General features: G+C 55.6%; 23 protein-coding genes. 22 read left to right on the top strand and 1 reads right to left on the bottom strand.

The window, feature by feature from the left end:
* Positions 1-176: 176 nt before the first annotated feature.
* From FYJ78_RS01410 to FYJ78_RS01400, 3 genes are all read left to right on the top strand, one after another.
* A complete protein-coding gene (locus tag FYJ78_RS01410; RefSeq protein WP_154619601.1) occupies positions 177-977 on the top strand; it encodes a hypothetical protein in 801 nt (266 codons plus the stop codon).
* 129 nt (positions 978-1,106) lie between these two features.
* Positions 1,107-2,387: a serine--tRNA ligase gene (gene serS / locus FYJ78_RS01405; protein WP_328597601.1), complete on the top strand. Its 1,281-nt coding sequence runs from the start codon at positions 1,107-1,109 to the stop codon at positions 2,385-2,387.
* A gap of 60 nt (positions 2,388-2,447) precedes the next feature.
* A complete protein-coding gene (locus tag FYJ78_RS01400) occupies positions 2,448-2,999 on the top strand; it encodes a UbiX family flavin prenyltransferase (RefSeq protein WP_154619599.1) in 552 nt (183 codons plus the stop codon).
* 21 nt (positions 3,000-3,020) lie between these two features.
* Here the strand turns inward: FYJ78_RS01400 and rnhA are convergent, their stop codons facing one another.
* A complete protein-coding gene (gene rnhA, locus FYJ78_RS01395) occupies positions 3,021-3,719 on the bottom strand; it encodes a ribonuclease HI (protein WP_154619598.1) in 699 nt (232 codons plus the stop codon).
* Positions 3,720-3,886: 167 nt separating this feature from the next.
* Here rnhA and FYJ78_RS01390 point away from each other — a divergent pair, with 167 nt between their 5' ends.
* The 19 genes from FYJ78_RS01390 (at position 3,887) to lpxB (ending at position 26,600) form a co-directional block, all read left to right on the top strand.
* Positions 3,887-4,657: an MlaE family ABC transporter permease gene (locus tag FYJ78_RS01390; protein ID WP_408014405.1), complete on the top strand. Its 771-nt coding sequence runs from the start codon at positions 3,887-3,889 to the stop codon at positions 4,655-4,657.
* 49 nt (positions 4,658-4,706) lie between these two features.
* Positions 4,707-5,456, top strand: coding sequence for an ABC transporter ATP-binding protein (locus FYJ78_RS01385; protein WP_154619597.1), 750 nt, complete (start codon positions 4,707-4,709; stop codon positions 5,454-5,456).
* On the top strand, positions 5,453-6,739 hold the full coding sequence (locus FYJ78_RS01380; RefSeq protein WP_154619596.1) for an MlaD family protein: 1,287 nt from the start codon (positions 5,453-5,455) through the stop codon (positions 6,737-6,739). The genes FYJ78_RS01385 and FYJ78_RS01380 overlap by 4 nt, the downstream gene beginning before the upstream one ends.
* A gap of 91 nt (positions 6,740-6,830) precedes the next feature.
* Entirely contained in the window at positions 6,831-8,483 is a 1,653-nt protein-coding gene (locus FYJ78_RS01375) for a TolC family protein (protein WP_154619595.1), read from the top strand.
* 131 nt (positions 8,484-8,614) lie between these two features.
* Entirely contained in the window at positions 8,615-12,955 is a 4,341-nt protein-coding gene (locus tag FYJ78_RS01370) for a translocation/assembly module TamB domain-containing protein (protein ID WP_154619594.1), read from the top strand.
* Between the two features lie 28 nt (positions 12,956-12,983).
* On the top strand, positions 12,984-13,616 hold the full coding sequence (locus FYJ78_RS01365) for a sigma-70 family RNA polymerase sigma factor (RefSeq protein WP_154619647.1): 633 nt from the start codon (positions 12,984-12,986) through the stop codon (positions 13,614-13,616).
* 178 nt (positions 13,617-13,794) lie between these two features.
* Positions 13,795-14,352: a preprotein translocase subunit SecG gene (locus tag FYJ78_RS01360; RefSeq protein ID WP_154619593.1), complete on the top strand. Its 558-nt coding sequence runs from the start codon at positions 13,795-13,797 to the stop codon at positions 14,350-14,352.
* 35 nt (positions 14,353-14,387) lie between these two features.
* Positions 14,388-16,340 carry a BamA/OMP85 family outer membrane protein gene (locus FYJ78_RS01355; RefSeq protein ID WP_408014404.1) on the top strand — a complete coding sequence of 651 codons (1,953 nt, stop codon included), beginning with the start codon at positions 14,388-14,390 and terminating at the stop codon, positions 16,338-16,340.
* Between the two features lie 25 nt (positions 16,341-16,365).
* Positions 16,366-17,655, top strand: coding sequence for an acylphosphatase (locus FYJ78_RS01350; protein WP_195847820.1), 1,290 nt, complete (start codon positions 16,366-16,368; stop codon positions 17,653-17,655).
* A 150-nt stretch (positions 17,656-17,805) separates the two neighbouring features.
* Complete coding sequence (locus tag FYJ78_RS01345; protein WP_154619592.1) at positions 17,806-18,270, top strand: OmpH/Skp family outer membrane protein; 465 nt, start codon at positions 17,806-17,808, stop codon at positions 18,268-18,270.
* 196 nt (positions 18,271-18,466) lie between these two features.
* Complete coding sequence (locus tag FYJ78_RS01340; protein WP_154619591.1) at positions 18,467-19,609, top strand: hypothetical protein; 1,143 nt, start codon at positions 18,467-18,469, stop codon at positions 19,607-19,609.
* 30 nt (positions 19,610-19,639) lie between these two features.
* Positions 19,640-20,089: an OmpH family outer membrane protein gene (locus tag FYJ78_RS01335; RefSeq protein WP_154619590.1), complete on the top strand. Its 450-nt coding sequence runs from the start codon at positions 19,640-19,642 to the stop codon at positions 20,087-20,089.
* A 17-nt stretch (positions 20,090-20,106) separates the two neighbouring features.
* Positions 20,107-21,132, top strand: a complete 1,026-nt coding sequence (gene lpxD, locus FYJ78_RS01330) for a UDP-3-O-(3-hydroxymyristoyl)glucosamine N-acyltransferase (RefSeq protein WP_154619589.1) — start codon at positions 20,107-20,109, stop codon at positions 21,130-21,132.
* 88 nt (positions 21,133-21,220) lie between these two features.
* The gene (locus tag FYJ78_RS01325; RefSeq protein WP_154619588.1) at positions 21,221-22,087 is read left to right on the top strand and encodes a lysophospholipid acyltransferase family protein; all 867 of its coding nucleotides are present in this window, start codon (positions 21,221-21,223) and stop codon (positions 22,085-22,087) included.
* An 82-nt stretch (positions 22,088-22,169) separates the two neighbouring features.
* On the top strand, positions 22,170-23,000 hold the full coding sequence (gene lpxC / locus FYJ78_RS01320; protein WP_154619587.1) for a UDP-3-O-acyl-N-acetylglucosamine deacetylase: 831 nt from the start codon (positions 22,170-22,172) through the stop codon (positions 22,998-23,000).
* A gap of 48 nt (positions 23,001-23,048) precedes the next feature.
* Positions 23,049-23,489 (top strand): 3-hydroxyacyl-ACP dehydratase FabZ, encoded by a 441-nt coding sequence (gene fabZ, locus FYJ78_RS01315; protein WP_154619586.1) that lies wholly within the window; start codon positions 23,049-23,051, stop codon positions 23,487-23,489.
* Between the two features lie 201 nt (positions 23,490-23,690).
* Positions 23,691-24,503: an acyl-ACP--UDP-N-acetylglucosamine O-acyltransferase gene (gene lpxA, locus FYJ78_RS01310; RefSeq protein ID WP_154619585.1), complete on the top strand. Its 813-nt coding sequence runs from the start codon at positions 23,691-23,693 to the stop codon at positions 24,501-24,503.
* A gap of 17 nt (positions 24,504-24,520) precedes the next feature.
* Positions 24,521-25,324, top strand: a complete 804-nt coding sequence (locus FYJ78_RS01305) for an LpxI family protein (protein WP_154619584.1) — start codon at positions 24,521-24,523, stop codon at positions 25,322-25,324.
* Between the two features lie 127 nt (positions 25,325-25,451).
* On the top strand, positions 25,452-26,600 hold the full coding sequence (lpxB, locus tag FYJ78_RS01300) for a lipid-A-disaccharide synthase (protein ID WP_154619583.1): 1,149 nt from the start codon (positions 25,452-25,454) through the stop codon (positions 26,598-26,600).
* The last annotated feature ends 6 nt before the right edge of the window (positions 26,601-26,606 follow it).

The following is a 26,606-nucleotide window of genomic DNA, read 5'->3' as shown; positions in this document are numbered from 1 at the left end:
ACCTCCAAACTAATCATCGCCATATCGCAATATTACGATATTGCAATATATTTGTCAAGACGATAAGAATGGACAGGTTATGAATAGAAGGAAATGGCCGATGTGTGTCGAATAGAATTTATGTCGCAAGAGCGGGCAGCCAGCGGAGGCTGCCCGGACTGGAAGGAGGAAATCGTATGGCGGTTGCAGCGCCTTCAGCACCGGCAGCGCCCGTGCCGCCGACGGTGCCGAAAGTAACGCTTGGCGGTGCGGGAAGTGCGACGGAATCGACCGTGCCGCAGAGCGGGTATCATTCCGATGCGCAGCGGCAGGAGATGCAGGCGCGTCAGGCTGTGGCGCGCGGGGATGGTCCGCTGACGAAGGAAGAGAATGAGACGCCGCAGCAGGCGGCCAGCGGTGACAGCAAACCAGCCGCAGAGGCGGGTGCAAAGGCTGACAGCAGGGCAGGACAGCAGCCGGCGCCGGGAGCCGGCGGGGACGCTTTTTCTCAGGAGCAGCAGACCGCTGCTGAGACGATACCGGCCGGGACATCGCCGGTTCATGGAGCCGTTTACTGGGGCGCCGCGCTGGCGGTTGTTTTTGCGGCAGCTTTTGTATTGTTCCGGATGTTTTTGTTGCGCAGAAAGAACGGGCGGGGCATCCGTCTGACAGCCGCCGACTTGCGGGAGGCTCTGCAGCCGGCTGCGGAAGAGGAGGATCTTCCTGATCTGCGGGGGCTTACGCCGGATGAGGTACTGAGCCGGCTGGATGAGCAGGATCGAAAAAGGATAAGACAGGAACGAAAAGAGGCAAGGGCTCGTTGGAAAGCGGCGGGCTATCCGCAGCGGGAAACGGCGCCGGCAGCTGCTGTACCGCGCCATGCCGCACGGCAGTATCGGAATCAGCTGGTGGCCATGCCGCCGGAGGAAAAGCCGAAACCACAGGTGAAACGGCCTTTGAAGCGGGAGGATGAGGATCACTTTGAAGTTCGTATCTGAACGGTTCGATGCCGTCCTTTCCGTTTGACAGGGTTTTCCCGCACAGATATAATATAAAGATGTAAAGTTATCAGGATGACAGACTGCATGATCCCGAGAGATTGTGCTGAGATATGGAGAGTGAGAATTGTGTTAGACATCAAATTTGTCCGCGAGCATCTCGATGAGGTTCGTCAGATGCTTAAAAACCGCTGTAATCCACTGAATCTGGATGATTTCACGGAGCTGGAACAGAAGCGCCGCAGCCTTCTGCAGGAAACGGAAACGCTTAAGAGCCAGCGCAACGCGGTTTCCAAGGAAATCAGCGTCATGAAGAAGAATAAGGAAAATGCGGAGGAGCGCATTCGGGAAATGCGCGAAGTCGGACAGAAGATATCCGCTCTCGACAAGGAGCTCCGGGACACGGAAGCGAAGCTGCGCGATATACTGCTCCATATTCCGAATATGCCGCGTGAGGATGTTCCGATCGGCAAGGACGATACGGAGAATCCGGAAGTCCGTAAATGGGGGACGCCGCGCGCTTTTTCGTTCGAACCAAAGGCGCATTGGGATATCGGTTCGGATCTGGATATCCTCGACGCGGATCGTGCCGCCAAGGTGACCGGCGCGCGCTTTACGTTCTATAAGGGACTCGGCGCCCGTCTGGAACGCGCCTGCATTAACTTTATGATGGATCTGCATGCCAATAAGCATGGCTATACGGAGATGCTGGCTCCGTACATTGCCAATAAGGACAGCATGACCGGCACGGGACAGCTGCCGAAATTTGCAGAGGATATGTTCAAGCTGGAAGGCATGGACTATTATCTGGTGCCGACGGCGGAGGTGCCGACGACGAATTATTACCGGGATGAGATCCTCGATGGCAGCAAACTGCCGCAGTATTTCAGCTGCTATACGGCCTGCTTCCGTGCGGAGGCGGGCAGCGCCGGACGCGATACGCGCGGGCTGATCCGCCAGCATCAGTTCAATAAGGTTGAGATGATTAAATTCTGCACGCCGGAGACAAGCTGGGAAGAACTGGATAAGATGGTGGATAATGCGGAAGATGTCCTGCGGCTGCTGGAGATACCGTATCATGTGGTCAAGCTTTGCACCGGAGATATGAGTTTTACGTCGGCTACGACGTATGACATCGAGGTCTGGTTCCCTGCGCAGAATAAGTATCGTGAGATTTCGTCCTGTTCGAACTGCACGGATTATCAGGCGCGTCGCGCAAATATCAAGTTCCGCCGCGACGCGGGGAGCAAGCCGGAGTTTGTTCATACGCTCAATGGATCCGGACTTGCCGTCGGCCGTACGGTCGCCGCGATTCTGGAAAATTATCAGCAGGAGGACGGCAGTGTGGTCGTCCCGAAGGTTCTCGTGCCGTATATGGGCGGCGTCGAGATCATCCGGAAACCGGAATGAGAAAACAAAAGAGCCTCCCGTCCGGGAGGCTCTTTTTCGCGAAAGGGAGGCGGTGTCTTTATGAAAATTGTCACGGGGATCACGGGGGCGAGCGGAAGCATTTATGCGCTGCGCCTTATTGAGGTCCTGCGGAAGGCGGGGCATGAAATTCATGCGGTGGTCACAGACAGCGGCTGGCAGGTTTTATCGCATGAATGCGGCGTGGACCGGCAGGAGATGCAGCGCCGTGTGGATGTTCTTTACAATAACGATGATACTGGCGCGGCGATTGCAAGCGGTTCTTTTCTGACGGATGCCATGGTGATTGTCCCCTGTTCGATGAAAACGGCAGGATGTATTGCGCACGGCATATCGGATAATCTGCTCACGAGGGCGGCGGACGTAACGCTCAAGGAAAATCATCCGCTTCTTCTAGTGCCGCGGGAAACGCCGATGCATGCCATTCATCTGGAAAATCTGCTGAAGCTGGCACAGGCCGGCGCAAGGATTATTCCGGCAAGTCCGGGGTTTTATCATCGCCCGCAAACGCTGGATGATCTGGTGGATATGATGGTCGGAAAGATATGCGATCAGCTCGGTGTACGCCACAGCCTGTTCGAGCGGTGGCATTGAAGTCCGGGTCGTGCCGCGGTCTCAGCTTTTCCGCATAAAGCGCATGGCTTCGCTTTTTGCCAGCTGGTCGCAGCGCTCGTTGAGATCGATTCCGACATGGCCCCTGACCCAGTGGAATGTGACCTGATGCTTGCCGTAGAGCGCGTCGAGCTGCAGCCAGAGATCCTGATTGAGTACAGGGGTTCCGTCTGCTTTTTTCCAGCCGCGCTTTTTCCAGCTTGTGATCCAATGGCGCGTGAAGCTGTTTTTCAGGTACTGGCTGTCGGTATAAAGCGCGATATTTGCCGGATGGCCGGGGAAGGAGAGGGCCGCGATGGCGGCGGAAAGTTCCATGCGGTTGTTCGTCGTGCTCGGATGGCCACCGTGGAGTTCCGTGACCTCGCCGGTATGCTGGTCCGTGATGACGGCTGCCCAGCCGCCGGGCCCGTCGGGGTTGCGGAGGCAGGAACCGTCCGTGTACATGACGAAATCCGGATGTGGCGCCGGGGCTTCCGGCGGGGCAGACTGCTTCCGGCGGATGGGGCGTCTGGGCGTTTTTCCGCCGGATGGCGATGACATCGTCCGGCTTCCCCCGTTCAGCCAGCTCAGGGCCTCCCGTATATCGCGAAAACTCTTGTAGCTGGCGGCCGGGACGCCGTCCACCTGCTTTTTGCATTCTTCCCATGTGGTGAAGATGCCGCAGGACCGGCCGATCCGCACGGCATAGATTTTGTCGTTCATGGAAAATACCTCCGGATTTATGATTGCGTTTGCCTTTATTATATCGGGAAATCCGGCAGAAAAAAAGTTGAAATTTCTCGTTCAAAATAGTAAACTTATATTTACTAATTGCTCAGGAACTGTTACAATCGAGTGGTAGAGTCTGTGCATGGGAGAGGGGGAATGTCATGCTGATTCGCGCGTTGGAAAAGATAGGTGCGTTTGTACTGCGGCGCTTTGAGGAGTTCGGCACGATTGTTCTTCTTTACCGCGAGACGATGCGTGAGCTGGGACATAAGCCGCGCGTGCATCACATTCTGACTCAGATGTCGCATTTGGGTGTGGATTCCCTGCTCATCGTGAGCCTGACGCTGTTGTTTACCGGTGTGGTTTTTACGCTGCAGACGGCGGATATTCTGATCCGCTTTGGTGCGCAGGGGACAATCGGCGGCATCATATCCGTGGCTATCGGGCGCGAGCTTGGGCCGGTTCTTGTCGCGGTGGTCTGCGCCGGACGCGTCGGGTCGGCCATTACGGCGGAGATTTCCACGATGAAGGTTACGGAGCAGATTGACGCGCTGCGTGTTATGGCAGTGAATCCGGTTAACTATCTGATCGTTCCGCGCATGCTGGCCTGCATGATCGTCGTGCCGATCCTCACCGTATTCGGCGATGTTATCGGCGTACTCGGCGGCTGGGTCGTGGCAGTTTATTATTCGGGGATCAGTTCCTATCTTTATATGAATTCGATTCATACGTTTGTCGATGTGTTTGATCTGACCGGCGGTGTGATCAAGGCCGTTTTTTTTGGCAATGTGATCGCGGTGCTGGGCTGTTATTACGGGCTGCACAGTCCGGATGGAGCAGAGGGTGTGGGAAAGGCCACGACGCGAACGGTGGTTTCTTCCATTATTGTCATCTTTATCCTGAATGCGGTCCTGACTTTTATCCTGTATTAATGGATATTTAATGGATGGTTCATCTGTATCCTGTATGTTGTGAGGCAATATGATCCGGCTGATCGATGTATGCAAGTGCTTTGACAGGAAAGAAGCGCTGCGCCATATCAATTTGACAATTAAAGACGGAGAGACGCTGGCGATTATCGGCGGCTCCGGGTCGGGCAAAAGCACCCTGCTGCGGCTGCTGGTCGGGCTGATCCGTCCGACATCAGGCGAGATATGGATCGGTGACACGGAGATATCGCGTCTCAGTGAGAAAGAACTGGATCAGGTTCGCCTGCATATGGGGATGGTTTTTCAATATTCGGCCCTGTTCGACTCTATGACGGTCGGGGATAATGTTGCCTTTGGACTCAGGGAGCATACCAGTCTGGACGAAGCAGATATCCGGCAGATTGTCGAAGATAAGCTGCGTCTGGTAGGGCTGGAGAAGGTGACCGACCGGATGCCAAACGAGCTTTCCGGCGGAATGAAGAAGCGGGTGAGTCTGGCCCGGGCCATTGCCTTTGAGCCGGAGATCATCTTTTATGATGAGCCGAGTTCCGGGCTGGATCCCATCATGACGGAGAAGATCGATGAACTGATCATTCAGATGCAGGAGACGTTGAAGGTAACATCCGTCGTCGTTACGCACGACATGGCCAGTGCCTGCCGGATTGCGGACCGCATCGCCATGATTTATGACGGAGAGCTCATCGCGGTGGATACCGCAGAACATTTTCGTGAAAGCAAGGATGCCAGAATACAGGCATTTTTCCATACGCTGCGTACGGTAAAGGGGGAAGAGCCGGCATGACAACAGAAGCAAAGGTGGGCGCATTCACATTGGCAGGGCTGGCGCTGCTGGCCGGAGTCGTCATTATGCTCAGCGGATTTAAGCTGGGCGGGGATAAGGGATATACGCTTTATGCCGGTTTCAGTCAGGTCATCGGGGTAGAACCGCAGTCGACGGTGCGGCTGTCGGGCGTGCCGGTCGGCAAGGTGAAAGAAATCAAAAATGACGGCCGGGGCGTTACCGTGACGCTCTCGATTCAAAGCGGCGCAAAGATCCCCAAGGGCTCTCAGGTGACGATCGGATCGTCCGGCGTCATGGGCGAAAAGTTCGTGAACATACTGCCGGCAGACAGTTCCCAAGGCTGGGCTGAGAATGGAGATTATCTTATCGGGCAGGACGAGGCCGGTATGGATTCGCTTTTTGCCGGGCTGAATACTGTGGTCGGACAGGCCCAGGAGCTCATGGCGGGCATGAATCAGATTTTTGGCAATCCGAAATTCCAGACTTCGGTGGTTCAGCTGGCTGTGAATCTGCGGGATGCGACGGCGCATACCAATGGCATGATGGCGGCTTTTGAGGCGATGGCGCAGGAAAACAAAGGCAATGTCAGTCAGATGATGACGAATCTCAATATGATGACGGCAAGCCTGAATCGCACGGCTGGCGCTGTCGAAGCGATGATGACGAATCTGGCTTCGGTGGGCGCCGACCCGCAGACGGCAGAAAATCTGAAGATCACGCTGGATAATATTACGGAAGCCAGTCGGAAGATCCGGGTTATCAGCGAGGGCGTTGCGAAAGTGGCCGGTGACGAGAGGACCATTGAAGATACCAAAGCGGTTATCCAAAATGCCCGGAAACTGACGGATCGCGCGGATGATCTGAAACAAAAGCTCGGCAGAATCAAGGTATCTGCCGATACGGATGTGTTGTACAGCGGCATGAATCATGATTGGAGTACAAACTTTAATTTGAATTTTGATCTGGGCAATGAGAAGTTTATGCAGTTCGGTGTGGATGATATCGGCGGTGAGGACAAAGGAAATGCTCAGATCGGCTCATCGTTTGGCCGTTTTGGCGCCAGGGCCGGATTGATTTACGGAGAGCCGGGAATCGGGCTGGATGTATTGGCCGGCAGCCGGTTCCGGGTGTCTGCTGATACGTATGATCTGGATGACCCGGATCTGCGCCTGCGGACGCAGTACCGTCTGGGCGCCGGAGACACATGGCTGATGGGGCAGTGGAATCATGTCAATGACAGCGGCCGCCGCGCGGCCTATGTGGGAATCAGGCAGTCCTTCTGACGGACTGGAGTGAATCGATCTGGCGCTTGTCGGCGGCGAAAAGCCGGGCCGGCTGCAGATTGCAGGATAAGATGCGAGGGAGGATAAAATCTTGAAAACGAATACGCGCTTTTATAAAAAACTGACGGCTTTGGTTGCAAGCGGCCTGACCGCTATGATGGTTTCGGGGACAGCGTTTGCTGCCGATGTGGTTCATATCGATCTGAAGGACAGCGTTCAGATGGCGCTGGAGAACAACCGGAACATCAAGTCCGCGCTGGCTGGCGTGGATTCTGCAAAATGGAATCTCTCGGCTTATCGCCGCCAGATGGGACCGTCGCTTTCCTGGAGCGCATCGGGGATGGCCATCAACGGAAAGTCGCTGGAAGAAGCCCAGGCGGCGCATCGTCTGTACGGTACGCCCGCGTATGATTCGGCGTTTTCGAATACGTTTTCCGTGGGGATGCCGCTTTACAACGGTTCGCTGCGGGCGGCTATCGATCAGGCCGGATATGGGATCAACTCTGCGGATGTGACGCTGGAAAATACGAAGCAGGCGGTTCGCTATCAGGCAACGGCCGGTTATTATCAGATCCTTCAGTGCCGCAATCTTATCGATGTCCAGCAAAAGGCCGTTGATGCGCTTCAGGAGCATCTGGACAACGTCAACGCCCAGTACAGGGTCGGCACGGTGGCCAGATCGGATGTTTTGGCTTCACAGGTCCAGCTGGCCAATGCCCAGCAGTCGCTGGTATCCGCTCAGAACAGCTATGATGTTGCGATTTCCACGTTGAACAATATCATCGGCCTGCCGACGGATGCGGTGCTCGATATTCGTGACCAGCTGAAATACACGCATTATGATCTCACGCTCGATGACTGCACGAAGTATGCTCTGGCCAATCGCGCCGACGGCGCGGCGGCTTATTACGCTGTGAAGGAGGCAGAAGCCGGCGTCAATGCCGCCAAGGCAGGCCGGTATCCGACGGTCAATGCCGCTGTATCCCGTGCCTTTGCGGGAGAAGAGCCGTTTGAGCGGAATCATACCAGCAGCGATTCTACTTCGGCCGGTGTAACGGCGACCTGGAATATTTTCGACAACGGTGTGACGGTGGCAAATGTTCATGCCGCGGAGTCCGCTCTGTTTCGGGCACAGGAAGCATCGCGTCAGAAGGACGAGTCCATACAGCTTGACGTCCGTACGGCGTTTTTAAATCTGCAGGCGGCGGAGAAGAATATCCGGACCACCAATACAGCAGTGGCGCAGGCGGAAGAAGATTACAAAATTGCGCAGGTGCGCTATCAGGCCGGCGTCGGTACGAACCTTGATGTCATGGATGCGGAGGAAAAGCTGACGGCGGCGCGTACGAATTATTATACGTCCCTGTATAATTACAATACGAGCAAGGCGTCGCTGGATCAGGCAATGGGCCTTCCGGTAGATATCGATGTGGTCAAATACAAGGAATCGCGTCAGGCGGGCAACGAGCTGAACAAGGTCCGTAAGGATGCCCGGCTTCATGATGATGCGCTGCTGGAGCTGCCGAAGGAAGCAAAGGATGCGTCCAAAAAAGAAGCGGCGGCAGATAAGCAGGCAGATCGCGAAGCGCGCCGGGCTGCGAAGGCTGTAAAGACTGGCAAGAAGGCTGCGACAGAGGAAAAAGGAACTGCAGTGAAGCAGGAGAGCACGCAGAATACGGAAGAGAGGACCGCTGTGGAAAAACCGGCGGAATCCGGCTCTGTGGCAGCGGAGATGGCAAAATAAAGTAAGATTTATCGAGGACTTTAGGGGCGTTTATCTCCCGCCTGCAGAGGCGGAAGTCTTGGCGCCTTTTAGCATCGGATAAAAGCAGAAAAGGATTTGTGCCAGGGACGGAGGATTCTGAGGAGTTTGCGATGAGGCGGAAAATTTCAGTTCTACTGGCAGTTGTCCTGAGTGCGGTGGTGCTTGGTGCGGCAGGGTGCTGGTACTATGTGCAGACCCGTTCCTTTATGGAAACGGCAGGCCGTACGGCGGCTTCTGTGGCGAGTGAAGCTCTCGGCGTCCCGGTAGATATCGGCGATATTCAGGTACAATCGCTTCACGACATTGAAATTCATCATTTGGCTGTATATGACAGGCAGGCGGAGTGTATTGCCCGGGCGGAAAAAGCCCGGGTGAGCTTCCGCCTGTTTTCTGTGTTTTCTCAGCCGTCTGATGCGGTAAAGGAAGTGGTGCTGTCTGATGTGGCCGCATCGGTTGTTCAGCGCCCGGACGGCAGCTGGAATGTGCAGGATCTGATGACGGACCAGAACGGCGGGCAGGAGTTTCATGGTCTGGTTCGTGTGGAAAATGGCAGTGTCGCAGCGTCTGCGCAGGGAAAAAACTTGCAGCTTGACGATGTGAACGGGTCATTGGACTTTTCGGACTATCCGGTGATGAAGCTGCAGGCTTCGGCAGGGACTCAGGGGACGAATCTGACGGTTTCCGGAACCCTGGACAGCAGCCGCCAGATTCTCAGCGTGCAGGCTGACGCGCTGGATATTCAAACGTATCTGCCGCTTCTTCCCGATGGAGTCCTGCCGGAGCAGATCGTTCCGGAAGGCGGCAGCCTTTCTGATGTATCGGTGCATTTTCTGCGCGATGGAAGCCGTTTGTCATTTAGCGGTGAAACGGATTTTCATGACGGCAGAATCCGGGTGCGCGATATGGAGGTCTCATCGATAGACGGTCATATCTCATTTACCGATCAGGAGGCGCTGCTGTCTCTTACGGCGGAATGTGCCGGACAGCGGGCCGGAGCGCATGGCCGGCTTTATCTGGATACAGGAGAGCCGTATTTGGATCTTGAGGTCTCTTCTGATTCGTTTGATCCGGGGATGATTTTGAAGAATATTCCTTGGCAGGGAGCGGCTGCTTTTGATGCGAAGCTGACGGGACCGTGCAGCGACCCGGCGGTGACAGGGACGGTCCGCGTCGGAGACGGCGCTTTCTGCGGTGTGCCGGTCCGTTCCGCTTCGGCGCAGGTGCGCTATCAGGACGGCAATGTATTTGTGCAGAAGCTGCATGCCGGTATATGCGGCGGGACGGTAGACGGCGAGGCAGCCGTGGCCGCTTCGTCTCTTGCCTATACGGCTCATATCAAGGCATCGGGCATCGACCTGTCTCAGGCGGCGGATTACGTGCCGGAGCTTTCCAATCTTAGCGGCAGGGCGGCGGCGGATATCGGACTGAGCGGCGTCGGAACCGGACGGGATGAGCTGCAGGTATACGGCAGCCTTTCCCTTTCGGACGGAGCATATCGCTCTGTGCCGGTGGAAAGCCTCAGTACGTCCTTTTATCTGGCGGACGATAACCTTGTTTTGGACTTTTTGAGCATGAACCTGCCGGGCAGAAGCCGTCTCGGAATCGAGGGGACGATTTCCTCTGTGATGACGCATCCGGTTCTGGATCTTGCTTACTATGGCGCGCATTTTGATCTGTCTCTTTTGTCGCAGTGGATTCCGGACGCTGATGTCACGGGGATCGGCGACTTTAAAGGCACGGTTCATGGCGAGGCCTCCAATCCGCAGGTGGATATCAAATTTTCCGGTTTGAAGGGAACCTTGTTTAAGCAGCCTTTTGACAGTCTGAAACTGGCGGCCAGCGGCAGCCTTGACGGCGTCGGCATCGATGATTTCCTGATGGAGTGCGGCGGCAGGGAAGTCTGGCGGGTCGCTGGAACGGTCGGCTTTACAGGGGATCGCCGTGTCAATCTGCAGATCGATACGATGGGAGCCCGCATGGAGGATATTGCGGCTCTGATTGCCCCGGATCAGCCGATCACAGGCAATGTGGATAATATCATCAAATTTACGGGGACGCTGGACAACCCCAAAGGTGTCGGCTATATTCATTTTTACCGCGGCAGTTATCGCGGGGTATTGCTTTCCGGTATGGACGGAGATTATTTTCTGGAAAACGGCGTAGTGCGCCTTCAGGATTTTCATACCTATTCACCGATGACGGATATGGTGCTCAATGGAACGATTGACCGGGAGAAGCGCCTCAATCTGGAGGTTGCGGTCCGGGATATTGACCTCAAGCGCATTGAGCATAAGCTGCCCTATGAGGTGAGCGGTCATGGCACATTCCACGGCGTGATCAGCGGAAATATCGGTGCGCCGGAATTTCACGGCGTGCTCGATGCTCCTTCGCTGACCATGAACGGACAGGATATTACGAATCTGCACGGGCAGGTGGAGTATCAAAACGGTGTAGCTGTGCTGGACCGTTTTGGCTTTGAGCAGAACGGCGGCAGCTTTGACGTCATCGCCTCGGTCAACACGGAGACCAAGGCTCTGTCAGGCAATGTGGTGGTGCAAAACGCCGATGTAAATGCCCTGGCGGCGCTGCTGAATCAGAAAAGCGAGCTGGTGCAGGGGCGGCTGGACAGCGGCGCGGAAATCAGCGGCACATGGGACAATCCAACGATCGGCATGCAGGGAGAACTCAAAAAGGGAACCGTCGGCGGATATGATGTTCACGATGTACAATTGGATCTCCGCTTGATGAATCACATTTTGTTCATCAATAAAATGTCGGGGGCTCAGGGAGAACGCGGCCTGTTTGAGGCATCCGGAACGGCGGGGCTGAATGGCGGCCCGGTCGATGCGCGCCTTCAGGCAACGGATCTGGCGTTGGGCATGTTTGCCCGGACGGCAGGAATGAATGCGGAGGTTGTCGGCACCGCCGATGTACAGGCAGTATTTGGCGGCACGGTATCGAATCCGTCCGCTGATGTTGTGATTGCCGGAAGAGATGGAGGCGTCCGCGGGTCGACCTTCGATCGGCTGGACGGCAGCCTGCACCTGAAAAACGGTATGGTGACCGTGGATTCTGTGGATGTCCGCAAAACGGTGGGCGGCAGGGAATATCACGCGAGCGCGAAAGGGGTTATGCCTTATCGGGCGCTCGGGGCCAGTGCGGATGAGCAGCTCGATGATATCGAGCAGATCCGCATGACGGTGGCGCTGGATCAGGCCGATCTGTCGCTTCTGCCGGCTCTTTCCGATCATGTTGACTGGGCGGTGGGGCCGACAACCGGTACCTTGAAGATTCGCGGGACGCTGGCCCATCCCCTGATCGACGGGACGCTCGGGATCACGGATGGAGCCGTCAAAATCAAGGAACTGGAAAAGCCGGTTACGAACATGAATCTCAGGATGCTCTTCGCCGGGGATAAGATGACAGTTCAGAATTTTTCTGGTAAAATGGGCAATGGCACTTATTCGCTGACGGGATCGCTCCAGATGGATGGAATCGCGCCGGGACATTATGCGTTTGATTTTTCGGCGGATCGTCTGGATGTGCAGAGCAGCTTTTTCCGCGGCCCGCTGACCGCGGAGCTCCATGTCTCCGACACGGATTTCTTCGGGCACCACATGCCGAAGCTTTCCGGGCAGATCGATTTCCGGGACTGCCTGGTTTCTGTGCCGTCGATTCCGGATGGAGAGAGCAGCCTTCCGGAAGCTATGATGGATGTGCAGGTCAATGTCGGCGACAAGGTTCACTTTTACAGTGCTTATCTGTATGACCTTTATCTGACCGGGAACTTTCATGCAGGCGGACTGGTCAGCCACCCCAAAATGTCGGGCAGCCTGCACGTCAAGCGTGGCGGTACGATCAATTATCTTAAAACGGAATTTAAAATTCGTGAAGGGACGGCGAACTTTGATCAGGTGGGTTCGTTCCTGCCGAGCATTGATTTCTCTGCAGATACGCGCCTGACACAGGCCAAGATTTTCTTGTCGGCCAGAGGGCCGCTGGGGAATATGGAGCTTCGGCTGACTTCGAGTCCGGAGATGAGCCAGACCCAGATCATTCAGATGCTGACCTTGCGCAATGCCTATAAGGCCGGCAAAAACACCATGAATGCCGGGGATCTGCTGGCCGTCGGCTTGCAGATGAGTTTTCTGTCCGAGGTGGAGGACGTCATGCGCAATGTCCTGTTCCTCGATCAGTTTACGATTTCCCGTGGCAGCGGCTCGGCATTCGATCGTCATACGGAAGAAAATGACACGAACCAATATGATTTTAATGTCCGGATGGGAAAATATATTTCGGATAAAGTGATGATAAAATATACCCGCAGTCTGGGAGCGGCCAACGTGAACCGTTATGGAGTTCAGTATGATGTCAATGACAGGCTGGGACTGACGTTGGAGCGCGAAGGCGGAAGCTACATTGTCGGGCTGGAAGCCAGAACGTCGTTTTGAAGCGGGGCAGAAGGAAGGAGCTGTGAAGATGCAGTTCGAGCAATATATAGCGGAGCTTAGACAGGTGAAAATTTTGGAGCCGGAGCAGGAAAAGCATCTTTGGCAGTCCTTTAAAGAGGAAGGCGAAGAGGGCGCCCGGCGCATGCTCATCGAGTCGTATCAGCCGTTGGTATTCAAGCAGGCTCTGCCGTATCGGAATCTTGAAAATGTGATGGATGTGGTACAGGAGGGAACCATCGGCCTGATCGAGGCGGTGGAGCGGTATGAGCCGCAGCGCGGCGTGGCCTTCAGTCTTTTTGCTGTTCACCGCATTCGCGGAAGGATGTTGAATTTCCTGAAAAAGGAAGGGCAGATCGACATTGCTTGTATGGAAGCCGTGCCGGAAGACGGCGGGCAGACTTTGAAGGACAATCTTATCGATACCGCGCCTTCTGTGGCGGAACAGGCCGAGCGTCATGAACTGACTGCCCGTCTGTATCAGGCGATGGAAAAGCTGCCGGTCAAGGAGCGCGCGGTGTTGGAAAGCGTGTATATGAACAGCGAATCCGTCGGTAATGTAGCCGAGGGGCTGCAGGTCAGTACGTCGCATATCTATCGTCTGCAGAAAAGCGGAATCCGCCGCGTGCGAGGGATGCTGTCGCGTTTCATGCAGAATTGGTAAGACGCCTGTTGAAGAAATCAAGAGAAAAACAGTATGATTGACGCAATTTTACGGGAAAACGCGATATATTTGCGCCAAATTTGCCGAAATCGCGTAAAATCAGTAGCGGAACGAAACGACGTGAAATGGAATATAAAGACGGAGCAAAGAGGAACGGTTCGGCACAGGAGGTTCGGACATGTCAGATCGGCGCAGGACGCAACAACAGCATATCCGGGCTGCCCGTGACTGGCTTGGTCAGGCGGAGCATTCGCTTGAGCGTGAGAATGATGTTCAGGGGGATCTGAAGGTCATGCTCGCCCGGGCGGAGCTGTCGCATGTTCAGGACAGTCCGCGCGGCAGGCGTCTCAAATATTGGGGCAGCCGGATCTTTCCGGCTGCAGCGGCTGTGCTGCTGGCTGCCGGAGTCTGGACGGTCTGGCATATGCCGGAACCGGTGCGGCCGGAAGCGACGGTGTCCACTGCGCCGCTTCCGGCGAAGCCTTCTGCGGCGCCGGAACCCATACAGCAGCCGGCGCCGGATTCCGTTTCTCTTCCGTCTGTGCAGGAGAAAGAGGCAGAGCCGGCTCCTGTTTTTCCGCAACGTTCGTCTGAAGGTGCAGGAGCGGCTGCTGTTCACCCGCGGCCTGTTCCGGCAGATGAAGGACGGACTGCGCCTGCGGGACGCGCGGGGACGGTTCCCAGCGCCGAAACGCAGAAGCTCATGCAGTCTGCAGGAAAAGTCCTGCGACAGTGATGATAGCAGAGATCTATATTTAGGAGGTTTGCCCCTTGAACAAAACGAATAAACAGTTTCTTGCCTATGCTGTGGCTTTGGCCGCCAGCTTTTCCACTGTGCCGGGTGTTTCCCATGCGGCTGCGGCTGCTGAACCTTCTGCCGCCGCTGCGCCGGTGATGCAGGCTGATGCGGCAGCGCAGAATGTTCCGTCCGCTGCGGAGGCGAAAGCGGAAGAACCGAAGGCACAACAGGCCGGCGAGGCAGCACAAACCAGTGCGAAAACGTCAGGTGAAAATGCTCAGGCTGATGAGCGGGCGAAGGAATGGAATAAAACCCGTCCGCAAGACAAGGCCATTGAGGATATGATGAAGCAGTATGAAGGGCTGACGATCGTCGACACGGTTTTTGAGGGGACGACCAAGCTGACGGAGACAACGGCAAAGGCGGCTCTTTCTATGCGCACCGGCGATATGTTCACGGCTAAAGGGCTGAATAAGGACCGCGATGCCATTTATAATACCGGTTATTTTTATGATCTGTATCCGAGCTTTGAGAAGGTGCCGGAAGGTGTCGTCATCACCTATCATGTACTCGAGAATCCGGTGCTGACCAGCATCAGGATCGACGGCAATACGGTGGAAAAAGACGAGGTGCTGTATGGGCTGGTTACGGTGAAAAAGGGCGAGATCCTGAACAGCCGGACCCTGCAGCAGAATGTCCAGGCGATTCAGGATCAGTACCGCAAGGACGGATATATTCTGGCGAAAATTACGGATATGAATATTGACCGTCAGGGGAATCTGGTCCTGCGGGTGAATGAAGGTATTCTTGAAGGCTATAAGGTCAAGGGAAATACTAAGACGAAGGAGCGCGTCATTCTGCGCGAGATGCGGCAAAAGCCCGGACAGCCGTTTAACTCCAAGCTGGCGCGCCGCAGCATGCAGCGTGTTTATAATCTGGGCTTTTTCGAAGACGTCAACATCAAGCTGAATCCGGGCGTAGATCCGAATGCGGTAGTCGTTGAATTGGATGTCAAGGAAAAGCGGACGGGTTCGTTCGGCATTGGCGCCGGCTACAGCAGTGAAGACGGTGTCATTGGCATGGTCAGCCTCGGCGATACAAATTTCCGCGGTACAGGCGATGCAATCAGCGTGACGTATGAGACGAGCGGTGATGATGAAGATGCGCATGGCTATTCCATTTCGTATCGTCATCCATGGATTGACCAGAAGGAAACCGTCGGCACAGTCCGCATTTATAACCGCACGTATGAATACGATGATTATGATACGGACGGTGACCTGAAGGAAACGTACATGCGCAAGTATTCCGGGGGGGAGCTTACGCTCGGACGGCCGGTCAGCGAGTACTCCACGAATTATGTGACGCTGCGCAACCGCAAGGACCAGTATGTCAGACATGTCGATGACGGATGGTATGCCTCCCGCAAAGGGACGGCGTGGGAGCGCGACAATTTCGGCACGACGCGCAGCGTGACGCTGGAGCATGTCACGGATACGCGGGATAATATTTACAATCCGACGACAGGCGGACGCATCAGCCTGTCCGGCGAGGTGGCCGGGCTCGGCGGAGACTTTGATTTTCAGAAAATGACGATCGAGGATCAGCGCTATCACAAGGTCGGCCATGCTCAGGTGCTTGCCCTGCGCGCGCAGTATGGCATTGGTCATGGACATATTTCCGAGTTCAACCAGTACAAGGTCGGCGGGCAGAGCAGTCTGCGCGGCTATCGCGAGGATCAGTTCCGCGGCAACCGCATGGCGCTGGCGACGCTGGAGTACCGCTTCCCGATTGTCAGCAAGGTGCAGGGTGCGCTTTTCACAGATTGGGGCGGCGCATGGAATGACGGCGTGACACCGAAGGATATCAAGGGAAGCGTCGGCGTCGGACTGGCGCTGAATACCCCGCTCGGACCGCTGCGTCTGGATTATGGCCGCGGACGGGATGGCGGACGTGTTCACTTTACGGTCGGCGGATCGTTCTGATTGCCGGGAAAGGGAGTGTCTGCGCATGAAACGTGCTGCGGTGCTGCTCTTTCTGTTTGTTTTGCTGCTTACCGGTATTCCGGCTCAGGCAGCCGGCAGGGTGGAGCGGATCACGGCGGAGGTGACGGCGCAAAGCAGTCTGCCGCCGCTGGTCCGAGAACGCATGACGCAGAGTGTGTCCGTCATTGCCGGCCAGCTTCTGGAAGGGCAGAGTCTGGACGAGCTGGAAAATTCCCGCATCGGGAAGGAGCAGCTGATCCGCGAAGTATTCGATAAGGTGCTTGTGGGGTATACGGTCCGCGATGTCCGGATTTTCCCCGGAGAAACAACAGAAGTCGAGGTTCGCCTGCTCCCATGGGCGGAGGTCATCCGTCAGGTGGAGGTCGATGTGACGGTTGAAGGGATGCCGCCACGGATTGAATCGATGGTCCGCCGGGATCTTTCCGGCGTGGATACGGTGTTCCGTGATGCGCTGACCGGCTTGCCGACGGCGGCTTCGGATTGGACGAACGGCGTATTGAAGCATTCGCTGAATGCGTATCTGGCGGAGCATTTGCCGGAGTTCCGGGCGGACTTTGAGATGGATCCTGAGCCTTTTACGAAGGTCAGGCTGGTTGTTTACCCAAAACTTCCCGTTGTGCGAACCGTCGATTTGTCCATGCGTTCGGATACGGTTCCGAATTTCACCCTGCTTACCCATCGGGATTTCATGCAGGGCAAGGCAGATGAACTGGTCGGCGTCCCGGTTGCGTTTGTCCGCCGCCATGAGGCGGAGCTGGCGCGGCAGTTTGCCGGAGAGCTGGATGCTTTGCCGGATTTTCGTTCCTATCATATGAATACACAGGTGGATATGGATTCTGCCGAACGGCTTCATCTGATGAGCCGTTCGGATACCAGCCGGTACCGGCTCCGGCTGACCGGCTGGCTGGACATCGGCCGTGATGCCGGGAACGGGCATAGCGAGGAGGATAATCTGCTCTTTCGCCTTCATGCCGGGTCTATGTTGTCCGGGAAGGATGAGCTGTTCCTGCTGTTTGATCTTATGCCGCAGCAGATGGACTGGGCATGGTCGGCAGGCTATGACCGCCTGCTGAATGCGGGGACGCATGGACAGATTCGCTACGATATGCGTCGGCACCGGTTTGTTCTGGCGGCGTCCAGACAGCTGGCTCCGCGCTGGCTGCTGCGGTATGAGTACCGTCTGGCAGATCATATCGGCGAAGCCGGACTGCGGTACAAGATGCACGATTTCCTGAGCATGGAATATATTTTGGACCGGAATCAGAACTGGCTGCGGCTGATCGGCAATTTTTAGCGAACCAGCCGGCCACGGATTTTCAGGGATTCTGCTTGAATAAGAAAAAAGAGTTTGTTATAATGAAAATCGTGTATGGCAGTGCGGTGCGCTGACCATTGCGGAATCATAACGCTTAAAGAAACCCGCGAGGGAAAAGGAGACATTAACATGGTCAAATTACAGAAAAAACAGGTCAAGATCATCAGCGTACTCATTGCGCTCGTCTTTGTCGGCTCTGTGGTAGCGCTGGCATTGACACAGTCCGGTTCCGGTCTGGCCAGCGCCGCCAGCTCGAACGTCGGTGTAGTGGATTACAATCAGGTCATGAGCCAGCATCCGAAAGTTCAGTCGGCAAGCTCGGAAATGCAGACTGCTGTACAGGATGCGCAGAAAGAGTTTGAGACGAAATCTGCCAATATGAGCGATCAGGAAAAGCGCGATTATTATCAGCAGACGCAGCAGCGCCTTCAGCAGAAAAATCAGGAACTGATGGAACCGATCACGAAGAGCGTCGAAGAGTCGGTCAAGAAGGTTGCTGAGCAGAAAGGACTGTCTGTGGTTCTGGAAAAGGGTGCAGTCGTTTACGGCGGCACGGATATCACGCAGGATGTCATCAAGCAGGTAAGCAAATAATCCTGTATAGGGAAAATACCGCAGAAAACATGGATATCCGCACTGAGGCATGTCGTGCCTGACGTTTGCTTCAGGAGCGGTGCGGCGGTCTCGAACCAGGAATCCCCGCCTTTCAGGCACAGGGATCGTCAAATAGGCCTTGAAGTACCGAGCCACTTGCTGCGCTCGGTACTACTTTTAAAGGGATGTGATGAGGTTGGGTGAGGAAAAGGCGGGGACGGATCGCCCGCGTAAGGAGAAATTGCCGCATCGAAGAAAACTGGCTGCCGGTCTGCTTGCCGCCGTTGTTCTGGCTGGTGCGGGAGCAGGGGTTTTTCGTTCTTTTGTCATGACGCCGGGCAGCGATGCGGTCCGGTCGGAACATGATGCAGATACCGGCCTGATCGACTGGCAGAAGGCCATCGAGGCGCATCCGGATTATGATAAGCTCCAGACCCTGCGCGAGGAATGCCGGACATTGGAACGGGAAACGCAGGACGTGGAAGACCTGTTTACGGTCAGCCCGCCTGCGACGGATTCCAAGCCGTTTGATGATTCGGTCTGGGCCAAAAATGCGCTGGATGTGGTCGGACGGCGTGCAGAGCTGGAACGCAAAGCCAAGCGCATCGCCGAGGAGTATCGGAAGCAGACAGAGGCGGAGTACCAGTACAGACGGAAAGCCATCGATGAGGAATATCTGAATGCTATCCTGAATCTCAACCTCAAGCTGGATAATCAGGCATCCATGCACAACCCGCTGGACAGCCGGCAGGATATGGATGCGGAGCGTGCGGACTGGGAGCAGCAGCGCAGCCAGCTTCAGCAGGAGCGCGGCGAACGCCAGCGTCAGCTGGAGCTGGCCTATCAGCGGGAAGTTTCTGCCTATGTGCAGACCGTGCTGGGGCCGGAGATGCAGAAATGGCGGCAGGAACTTCCGCAGCGCCGGGCGCAGCAGCAATCTGAAGCGGCGGCCCGGCAGTCGGAAGCAGAAAAGCGCAATGCAGATACTATGCAGAAACAGATGGAAACGGCGGAAAAAGTTCAGCAGCGCTTGGAAAAGCGTCAGCAGCTGGAGGAAAAACGGGCGGCTATGCAGTCCCTTGAAGCGCATATCTTCAATGATATAGCGGGGAAGGCCGCCAAGATAGCCATTCTGCATCATTTTACGATGATTCTGGTCCATCATCCGCGAATGCTTTCCGCTTTGTATCCGGAACCGGAGCTGCAGGATCCTCTGAAGCCGTCGTACAGCATCGCCGTTGGCATCAGTACGGTGGATGTGACCGATGAGCTGGTTCAGGAAGTCAGCGCACTGTCCTCAGAAAGCGATGCGGAACGGGCGGATCCGTCGAGATCTTAATAATTCCAAGAGAAAGAAGCGAACAATAAGATGAAATTACGTAAAAGAACAACAGTGCTGATTGCGGCAGCTTTTGCTTCCATGATGCTTATGAGCGGATGCGGTCAGGCAAAGATTGGCTACATCGATGGGGATCGGGTGACGAAAGAAGCGCCGCAGATTTCTTCTTTGGTTGATGAGGGGAACCAGAAAATTCAGGAAGCCCAGCAGCAGGCAGAACAGGATCTGCAGCAAAAGCTGAAGGAAAATCCGGATATGAGTCAGGAGGATGCACAGAAGCTTCAGCAGGAATCGCAGCGTAAATTGCAGGCATTGAACCAGTCATACGCGCTGCAGCTTCGGCAGAAATTGGATGTGGCTCTCGGCGCGGTCGCGAAAAAGCAGAAGCTGGATGCCGTGGTCAATAATTCTCAGGAGCAGCCGATTGCGATTTCCGGAGCTGTTGATGTGACGGACGACGTCATTGCACAGCTGCAGTAAGGGATTGGAGTGGGACGATGAAAAAAACTTTGCAGGAACTGGCGGAGTTCGTCGGCGGCCGTGTCGCCGGCGATCCTTCTGTGCTGATACAGGGGTTGGACAATATCGAGGGCGCCGGTCCTCGCGATTTGACTTTTGCCGTCGAACCGCATATCGATGAGGCCCGCAGCTGTAAGGCTGCAGCGGTCATGCTCCCGGAGGGTACCGGAGACTTTCCTAAACCGGCGCTGTACGTTGAGGAGCCGCGGGCCGCTTTTGCCCGCCTGCTGGAGCTTTTTACGCCGAAGCTGGACTTTTCGGCTGGTGTCAGCGATAAGGCGCATATCGGCGAGGATGTGACGCTGGGAGAGGGCGTTGTCATCATGCCGTTTGCCGTTGTGGATGACCATGCGGTTATCGGCGACCGTGTTACGCTTTATCCGCATACGTATATCGGCCAGTATGCCGAGGTAGGGGAAGACAGCGTGGTTTATTCCGGGGCGACGGTTCGCGAGCACTGTCATGTCGGCAGGCGCTGCGTGATTCATTGTTCTGCTGTCATCGGTTCGGACGGATTCGGCTTTACGACGAAAGATGGCGTCCATACCAAGGTGCCGCAGGTGGGAAATGTGGTTCTTGAGGACGATGTGGAGATCGGGGCGCATGACGGAATCGACCGGGCGGCAATGGGATCGACTGTGATCGGCCACGGTACGAAAATCGATAACCTTGTCCATATCGGTCACAACTGTAAAATCGGTCCGAACTGCCTGATCGTTGCTCAGACGGGAATTTCCGGGTCGACGATTGTGGGGCATAATGTTACCTTTGGCGGTCAGGTCGGTACAGTCGGACATATCCATATCGGCGCCAATTCGGTGTATGCCGCCCGTTCCGGAATCATCGGCAATATGCCGGAAGGCGTGTTCTGTGCGGGATTCCCCGTACAGCCGCATACGGAATGGCTGCGCATGCAGGCTGCAATGAAGCATTTGCCTGAGTTGCAGAAAAAACTCAAGCAGATGGAGAAGCGGCTGGCACGATATGAAAAAGAAAGCGGGTGACGGCTGCGGCCGGCCCATGCAAGCCTTCCTCTCCGGGAAGGCTTGATTTTTCTTTACAGACCGTGATGAAAGACTTATGGAGGATAAAATGGGATCGTATTGGATATTTAAAGCAGTGAGCCGGGCGGCCTGCCTGCTTCCCCGCCGCTTCTGCGACCGTCTGGGCCGGATGATCGGCGCGCTGGTCTGGCTGCTTATTCCAGCCAGAAGAAAACGGCTGGCCAGACGGCAGATTATGGACTGCCTCGCGGCAACGGAACAGGAGGCGGAGCGGATTGCCCGGGCAAGTGCGGTCCGCTTCGGTCCGATGCTGTTTGAGGTTTTGCGCTTTCCCATTATCCGCGGCAAGATGAAAGATTACGTGCGCATCGAAGGCTTGGAAAAGCTTCGTCAGGGCATATCTGCGGGCAGAGGCGCCATTATCGCTGCGGCTCACAGCGGGAATTGGGAGCTGATGGGTGGCGCTTTTGCTATGGCGGGGATTCCGCTGGTTGGCGTTGCGATGAAGCAGAAATCTTCGGGGGCGGACCGGTTCATCAATGAGTACCGGTCCATGATCGGCATGCATATCACCTATAAGACAGGGGTAAGGGAAATGTTTGATATGCTGAAGAAAGGCTGGGTTATCGGACTGATTATGGATCAGGATACCAACCGGCATGACGGCATTGTCCTTGATTTTTTCGGCCGGCCGACGAATTGTACGCCGGGAGCCGCTTCCATGGCCCGCTTTCAGAATGTCCCGATTTATACGGCATTTATGCATCGCGATGAGAGCGGGATGCATACGCTGCTGGTTGACGGCCCGATTTACGTGGAGAAAACCCGGGACAAGAAAGCGGATATTCGCCGGACGACACAGCAGCTGACCAAGGCCATAGAAGACCATGTGCGGAGGTATCCGGAGGAATGGTTTTGGCTGCATGACCGCTGGAAGTCCATGCGGGAGGAATGAACCCTGCTGACGGGAATACTTGCGAAACCCTTGATTGTTGGGTAAAATAGAGGAAGGTAATAATCTGTCAGGAGGAGTCATTTTGCAGAACCAGATTACATTGGCGGCCGAGGCATCCTATACCGGTATCGGGCTGCACTCGGGACGTGAGGTGCATATGGTGCTCCGGCCGGCGCCGGTGGATACGGGCATTGTCTTTGTCCGTACGGATATACCGGGAAGGCCGGAAGTCCGCGCTGCAGCAACGAATGTTACCTCGACGCTGCGGGCTACGACGGTAGAGGAACAGGGACATAAGGTATTTACCATCGAACATCTGATGAGTGCCTTTCACGCACTGCGGATCGATAACTGTTATGTTGAGATGGACGCGGAGGAGCCGCCGGTGGCGGATGGCTCTTCGCTGGCTTTTTTCCGCCTCATGCAGCAGACCGGACTGAGAGAACAGGAAAAGCCGTCCCATGAGATCATCATCGACAAGGTATACCGCATCGATGATGATGAGCATAAGCGTTTTGTCATGGTTGTGCCCTATGATGGGTTCCGGGTCAGCTTCACGTCGCTGAATCCGCATAAGCTCATCGGGGTGCAGTATGAGAATTTCGAAGTAGATCCCGAAACATATGAGCGGGAGATTGCGCCGGCCCGTACGATTGCGTATGAAAAGGAAATTGCAGCGCTTCGCGATATGGGACTTGGACTCGGCGGCACACTGGAGAGCGTTATTGTCTATAACGATGAAGGCTGGCTGAACCCGCTGCATTTTGAGGATGAGCTGGTACGTCACAAGATTCTGGATGTGATCGGCGATCTGAGACTGGCCGGCTGCATCCGCGGTCATGTCATCGCGACGGCTTCCGGTCATGCACTCAATACGAAGCTGGCCAGAAAGATCGCTGCTGAACTCGGCTGAGAAGACATACAGCAGGTGTTGTACAATAAAAAGGAAGAGGGAAACATCATGGTTTTAGATATCAACGAAATTCAGAAGATCCTGCCGCACCGTCCGCCGATGCTGCTGGTTGACCGCATCATTGAGATTGAGCCGTTTAAGTCTGCGACCGGCATCAAGAATATCACGATGATGGAGCCGCAGTTCCGCGGTCATTTCCCGGGACATCCGATCATGCCCGGCGTCCTTATTCTTGAAGCGATGGCACAGGTAGGCGGCGTAGCGATGCTTTATCCTGAGGAGCATCGCGGCAAGATTGCTCTGTTCGGAGGGATGGAGCATGTTAAGTTCAAGCGCCCGGTGGTTCCCGGCGATCAGCTGGTGACTAAAGCCGAGATTGTCCGCGTGCGGGGGGACTTCGGCCTGCTGCACTGCGACGGTTATGTGGACGACAAGCTGGTCGCATCAGCTGATTTTAAGTTTGCGCTGAAAAAGGACGAAAAGGATTGATTTTTACTCGATTTTATAAGAAAATGGGAGATATTCTTTGTTCCACTCGAAAAACGACTGGATTTGCTGTCATTTAAGATACGAAAATTTGGAGTTTATTGGGGAATATAAAGAGAAAGACAGAGCAAAGAGGTCTGTCGGCCATACGAAGGGGAAATATCATACGGCTGGCAGTTTTTAAAGTTGAAGGAGTTGGACCAGATGAATATAGATCACAGCAGAAACAGTAAAATACATGAAACAGCCGTTATAGATCCCGACGCCAGAATTGCTGAGGATGTGGAAATCGGTCCCTATTCGGTCATCGGCGGAAATGTGGAGATCGGTGCGGGGACGAAGATCGGTCCGCATGTCGTCATTCACGGCTGGACGGAGATCGGCCGGGAGTGCCGGATCTTTCAGGGAGCTTCCATTGGTGAGGAGCCGCAGGACCTGAAATTCAAGGGTGAGAAAAGCTATACGTTCATCGGGGACCGCACGACGATCCGTGAGGGCGCGACAGTGCACCGCGCAACCGGTGAAGGCGAGGAGACGCGCATTGGCAATGACTGCCTGCTCATGGCGCTCACTCATGTCGCCCATAACTGTGTGATCGGCAACCGTGTCATTATGTCGAATCTGGCCAGTCTGGCCGGTCATGCCGTGGTAGAGGACCGGGCGGTCATCGGCGGGATGGCAGGCGTTCATCAATTCGTCAAAATCGGCCGCAATGCGATGGTCGGCGGGATGTCGAAGCTTACTCAGGATGTGGTTCCCTTTACGATCGTGGACGGCCGCCCCGCAAAAGTGGTCGGACTCAACAGCGTCGGCATTTCACGTGCCGGTATTCAGCCGGAAGCCCGCCGCAGTATCAAGCAGGCTTATAAGATCCTGTACCGCTCGGGGCTGTCTTTGCAGCAGGCGATTGCCGTGATTGAGCAGGAAGTGGCTTCCTGTGAAGAAGTCGATCACCTGCTGCGCTTCCTGCGCAATGCGGAACGCGGTATCTGCCGTGAGCGCCGTGATAATGACTGACTGGAACGGAGAAGCGAATGGAACGAGTCGGAGTGCTGGCCGGGATCGGCCAGCTGCCAGTGGAGTGTGCCAAGGCGGCCAAGGCTCAGGGGCATGAGGTTTATGCTGTGGCTCTCCTGCCGGAGACGGAGCCGGCCCTTAGAGATTATGCGGATGATTATCAGCAGATCAGCGTGTTTAAGGTCGGGCGTATCCTCAGTTACCTGAAAAAGAATAAGGTGACTCAGGTGACGATGATCGGGAAGGTGACGAAGGAGCTCCTGTATGCGCATAAGGCGATGCCGGACTTTAAGACGATGCAGATCCTGATGAAGCTGCCGGACCGCAGGGATGATACGGTCATGGAGGCTCTGGTAGCCGCCGTGGAGAGCACCGGGGCAAAAGTCGTAGATCAGACCGCCCTGATCCGTCCGCTGATGCCGTCGGCCGGAGTCCTGACGAGGCGAAAACCGACAACGGAAGAGAAACAGGATATGGAGTTCGGCTTCCGCATGGCAAAAGAGATCGGCAGGATGGATGTAGGACAGACCGTGGTGGTTAAACATCTTGCGGTTATGGCGCTGGAAGCCATAGAAGGAACCGATGCCTGCATCCGCCGCGGCGGAACGCTGGCCCGCGGCGGCGCTGTAGTGGCCAAGGTGGCCAAACCGCAGCAGGATGCGCGTTTTGATGTGCCGGCCGTAGGGCTGACTACGCTGAAAACGATGGCGGAGGTCGGTGCAAAAGCCTTGGTCATTGAGGCGGACCGGACTTTGCTGGCAGAAAAAGAAGAGGTCCTTGCATTGGCTGATGCCAATGATATAACGATCGTAGCGATGTGATTCTTCTGAGACGCAGCGGATGCGGAAAAATTTGTGTCCGTTGGCGTCTTTTTTCGTGTGCAGTCAGGGGATTTCGTGTATAATAAAGAGTGGACTATCCTTGAGCGGATACATGGAGGTGATTCGCATGAAAATCATGTTTTCAGCCGGAGAGGTTTCCGGCGATATTCATGGGGAACAGCTGGCACTGGCCATTCGCCGCATGGACCCGTCGGCGGAGCTTGTCGGCTTCGGCGGGACGCGGATGGAAGCGGCGGGCGTGCGGCTCTATAAAAATTTTGCGGATTACAATGTCATGGGAATTTGGGAAGTGCTGAAAAACATTCGGCGGCTTTTCGCTCTGCTGGATGGGCTGACTGCGTTTATGCGCGAGGAAAAACCGGATCTTCTTGTGATCATTGATTATCCGGATTTCAACTGGCGTCTGGCGAAGCGGGCCAGAGCCCTCGGCATTCCGGTCTTTTCCTATATTCCGCCGTCGGCCTGGGCCTGGCGGAAAGGGCGGGCCGCAAAGTGTGCGAAGCTGGCGGATGAATTTGTGGCGATTTTCCCGCATGAACTGCCTGTTTATGAAAAAGCCGGCGCCCGCATTTCGTTTGTGGGGAATCCTTTGGTGGATAAGGTAAAGCCGGAAATGACGCGGCAGGAAGCCCGGGACTTTTTTCATATGCCGAAGGGGAAAACTGCTGTGCTGCTGCTTCCGGGCAGCCGCAGACAGGAGATCGAACTCCTGCTTCCCGCTATGCTGCAGGGGGCCCGGAAGCTTTTGCAGGCGCATCCGGAAACCGTGCTGTATCTGCCTCTGGCAGACGGTATCCGCGAAGGGCGGATTCAGTCTATGATCGACGCCGCTTCGGTTCCGGTGACCTTGGTACGGGATAAGCGGTATGCGCTGATGGCGGCGGCTGATGCGGCTGTGGCGACTTCGGGAACTGTAGTCATGGAGGCCGCGCTTCTGGGACTTCCGTGTGTCGTACTCTACCGCCTGTCGCCGGTTTCGTATTTTGTCGGCCGCCTGTTGGTTCATGTGAAGCATTTCAGTCTGCCGAACATTCTGCTGGATGAATCGTTTGAGACGGAGCTGCTGCAGGATGAGGTCACACCGGATCGCATTGCAGAAGAACTATGGCGCCTTTATCCGGGCAATCCGCACCGCGCGGAGGTGACGGCGAAGCTCAGGCAGGCCTGCGAGCGCCTTGGCCCGCCGGGGGCCTCCGGCCGCGTGGCAGAAAAGATCCTTGCCGCTGCGCGCCGCCTTTCCGCAGGGAATCAATGATCGGGG

Source organism: Wylensekiella montiformis (assembly GCF_009697385.1).
Lineage (GTDB): Bacteria > Bacillota > Negativicutes > Selenomonadales > Selenomonadaceae > Selenomonas_A > Selenomonas_A montiformis.
This window is presented reverse-complemented; position numbering and strand designations above follow the sequence as displayed.

Bases quoted from the DNA above. Each gene is read 5' to 3' on its own strand.
- FYJ78_RS01380 (WP_154619596.1), top strand. From the start codon at position 5,453: ATGACAACAGAAGCAAAGGTGGGCGCATTCACATTGGCAGGGCTGGCG.
- FYJ78_RS01385 (WP_154619597.1), top strand. From the start codon at position 4,707: ATGATCCGGCTGATCGATGTATGCAAGTGCTTTGACAGGAAAGAAGCG.
- FYJ78_RS01370 (WP_154619594.1), top strand. From the start codon at position 8,615: ATGAGGCGGAAAATTTCAGTTCTACTGGCAGTTGTCCTGAGTGCGGTG.
- lpxA (WP_154619585.1), top strand. From the start codon at position 23,691: ATGAATATAGATCACAGCAGAAACAGTAAAATACATGAAACAGCCGTT.
- FYJ78_RS01335 (WP_154619590.1), top strand. From the start codon at position 19,640: ATGAAATTACGTAAAAGAACAACAGTGCTGATTGCGGCAGCTTTTGCT.
- rnhA (WP_154619598.1), bottom strand. From the start codon at position 3,719: ATGAACGACAAAATCTATGCCGTGCGGATCGGCCGGTCCTGCGGCATC.
- FYJ78_RS01410 (WP_154619601.1), top strand. From the start codon at position 177: ATGGCGGTTGCAGCGCCTTCAGCACCGGCAGCGCCCGTGCCGCCGACG.
- FYJ78_RS01345 (WP_154619592.1), top strand. From the start codon at position 17,806: ATGGTCAAATTACAGAAAAAACAGGTCAAGATCATCAGCGTACTCATT.
- FYJ78_RS01365 (WP_154619647.1), top strand. From the start codon at position 12,984: ATGCAGTTCGAGCAATATATAGCGGAGCTTAGACAGGTGAAAATTTTG.
- FYJ78_RS01390 (WP_408014405.1), top strand. From the start codon at position 3,887: ATGCTGATTCGCGCGTTGGAAAAGATAGGTGCGTTTGTACTGCGGCGC.
- FYJ78_RS01400 (WP_154619599.1), top strand. From the start codon at position 2,448: ATGAAAATTGTCACGGGGATCACGGGGGCGAGCGGAAGCATTTATGCG.
- lpxB (WP_154619583.1), top strand. From the start codon at position 25,452: ATGAAAATCATGTTTTCAGCCGGAGAGGTTTCCGGCGATATTCATGGG.
- FYJ78_RS01350 (WP_195847820.1), top strand. From the start codon at position 16,366: ATGAAACGTGCTGCGGTGCTGCTCTTTCTGTTTGTTTTGCTGCTTACC.
- FYJ78_RS01360 (WP_154619593.1), top strand. From the start codon at position 13,795: ATGTCAGATCGGCGCAGGACGCAACAACAGCATATCCGGGCTGCCCGT.
- fabZ (WP_154619586.1), top strand. From the start codon at position 23,049: ATGGTTTTAGATATCAACGAAATTCAGAAGATCCTGCCGCACCGTCCG.
- FYJ78_RS01325 (WP_154619588.1), top strand. From the start codon at position 21,221: ATGGGATCGTATTGGATATTTAAAGCAGTGAGCCGGGCGGCCTGCCTG.
- lpxD (WP_154619589.1), top strand. From the start codon at position 20,107: ATGAAAAAAACTTTGCAGGAACTGGCGGAGTTCGTCGGCGGCCGTGTC.
- FYJ78_RS01305 (WP_154619584.1), top strand. From the start codon at position 24,521: ATGGAACGAGTCGGAGTGCTGGCCGGGATCGGCCAGCTGCCAGTGGAG.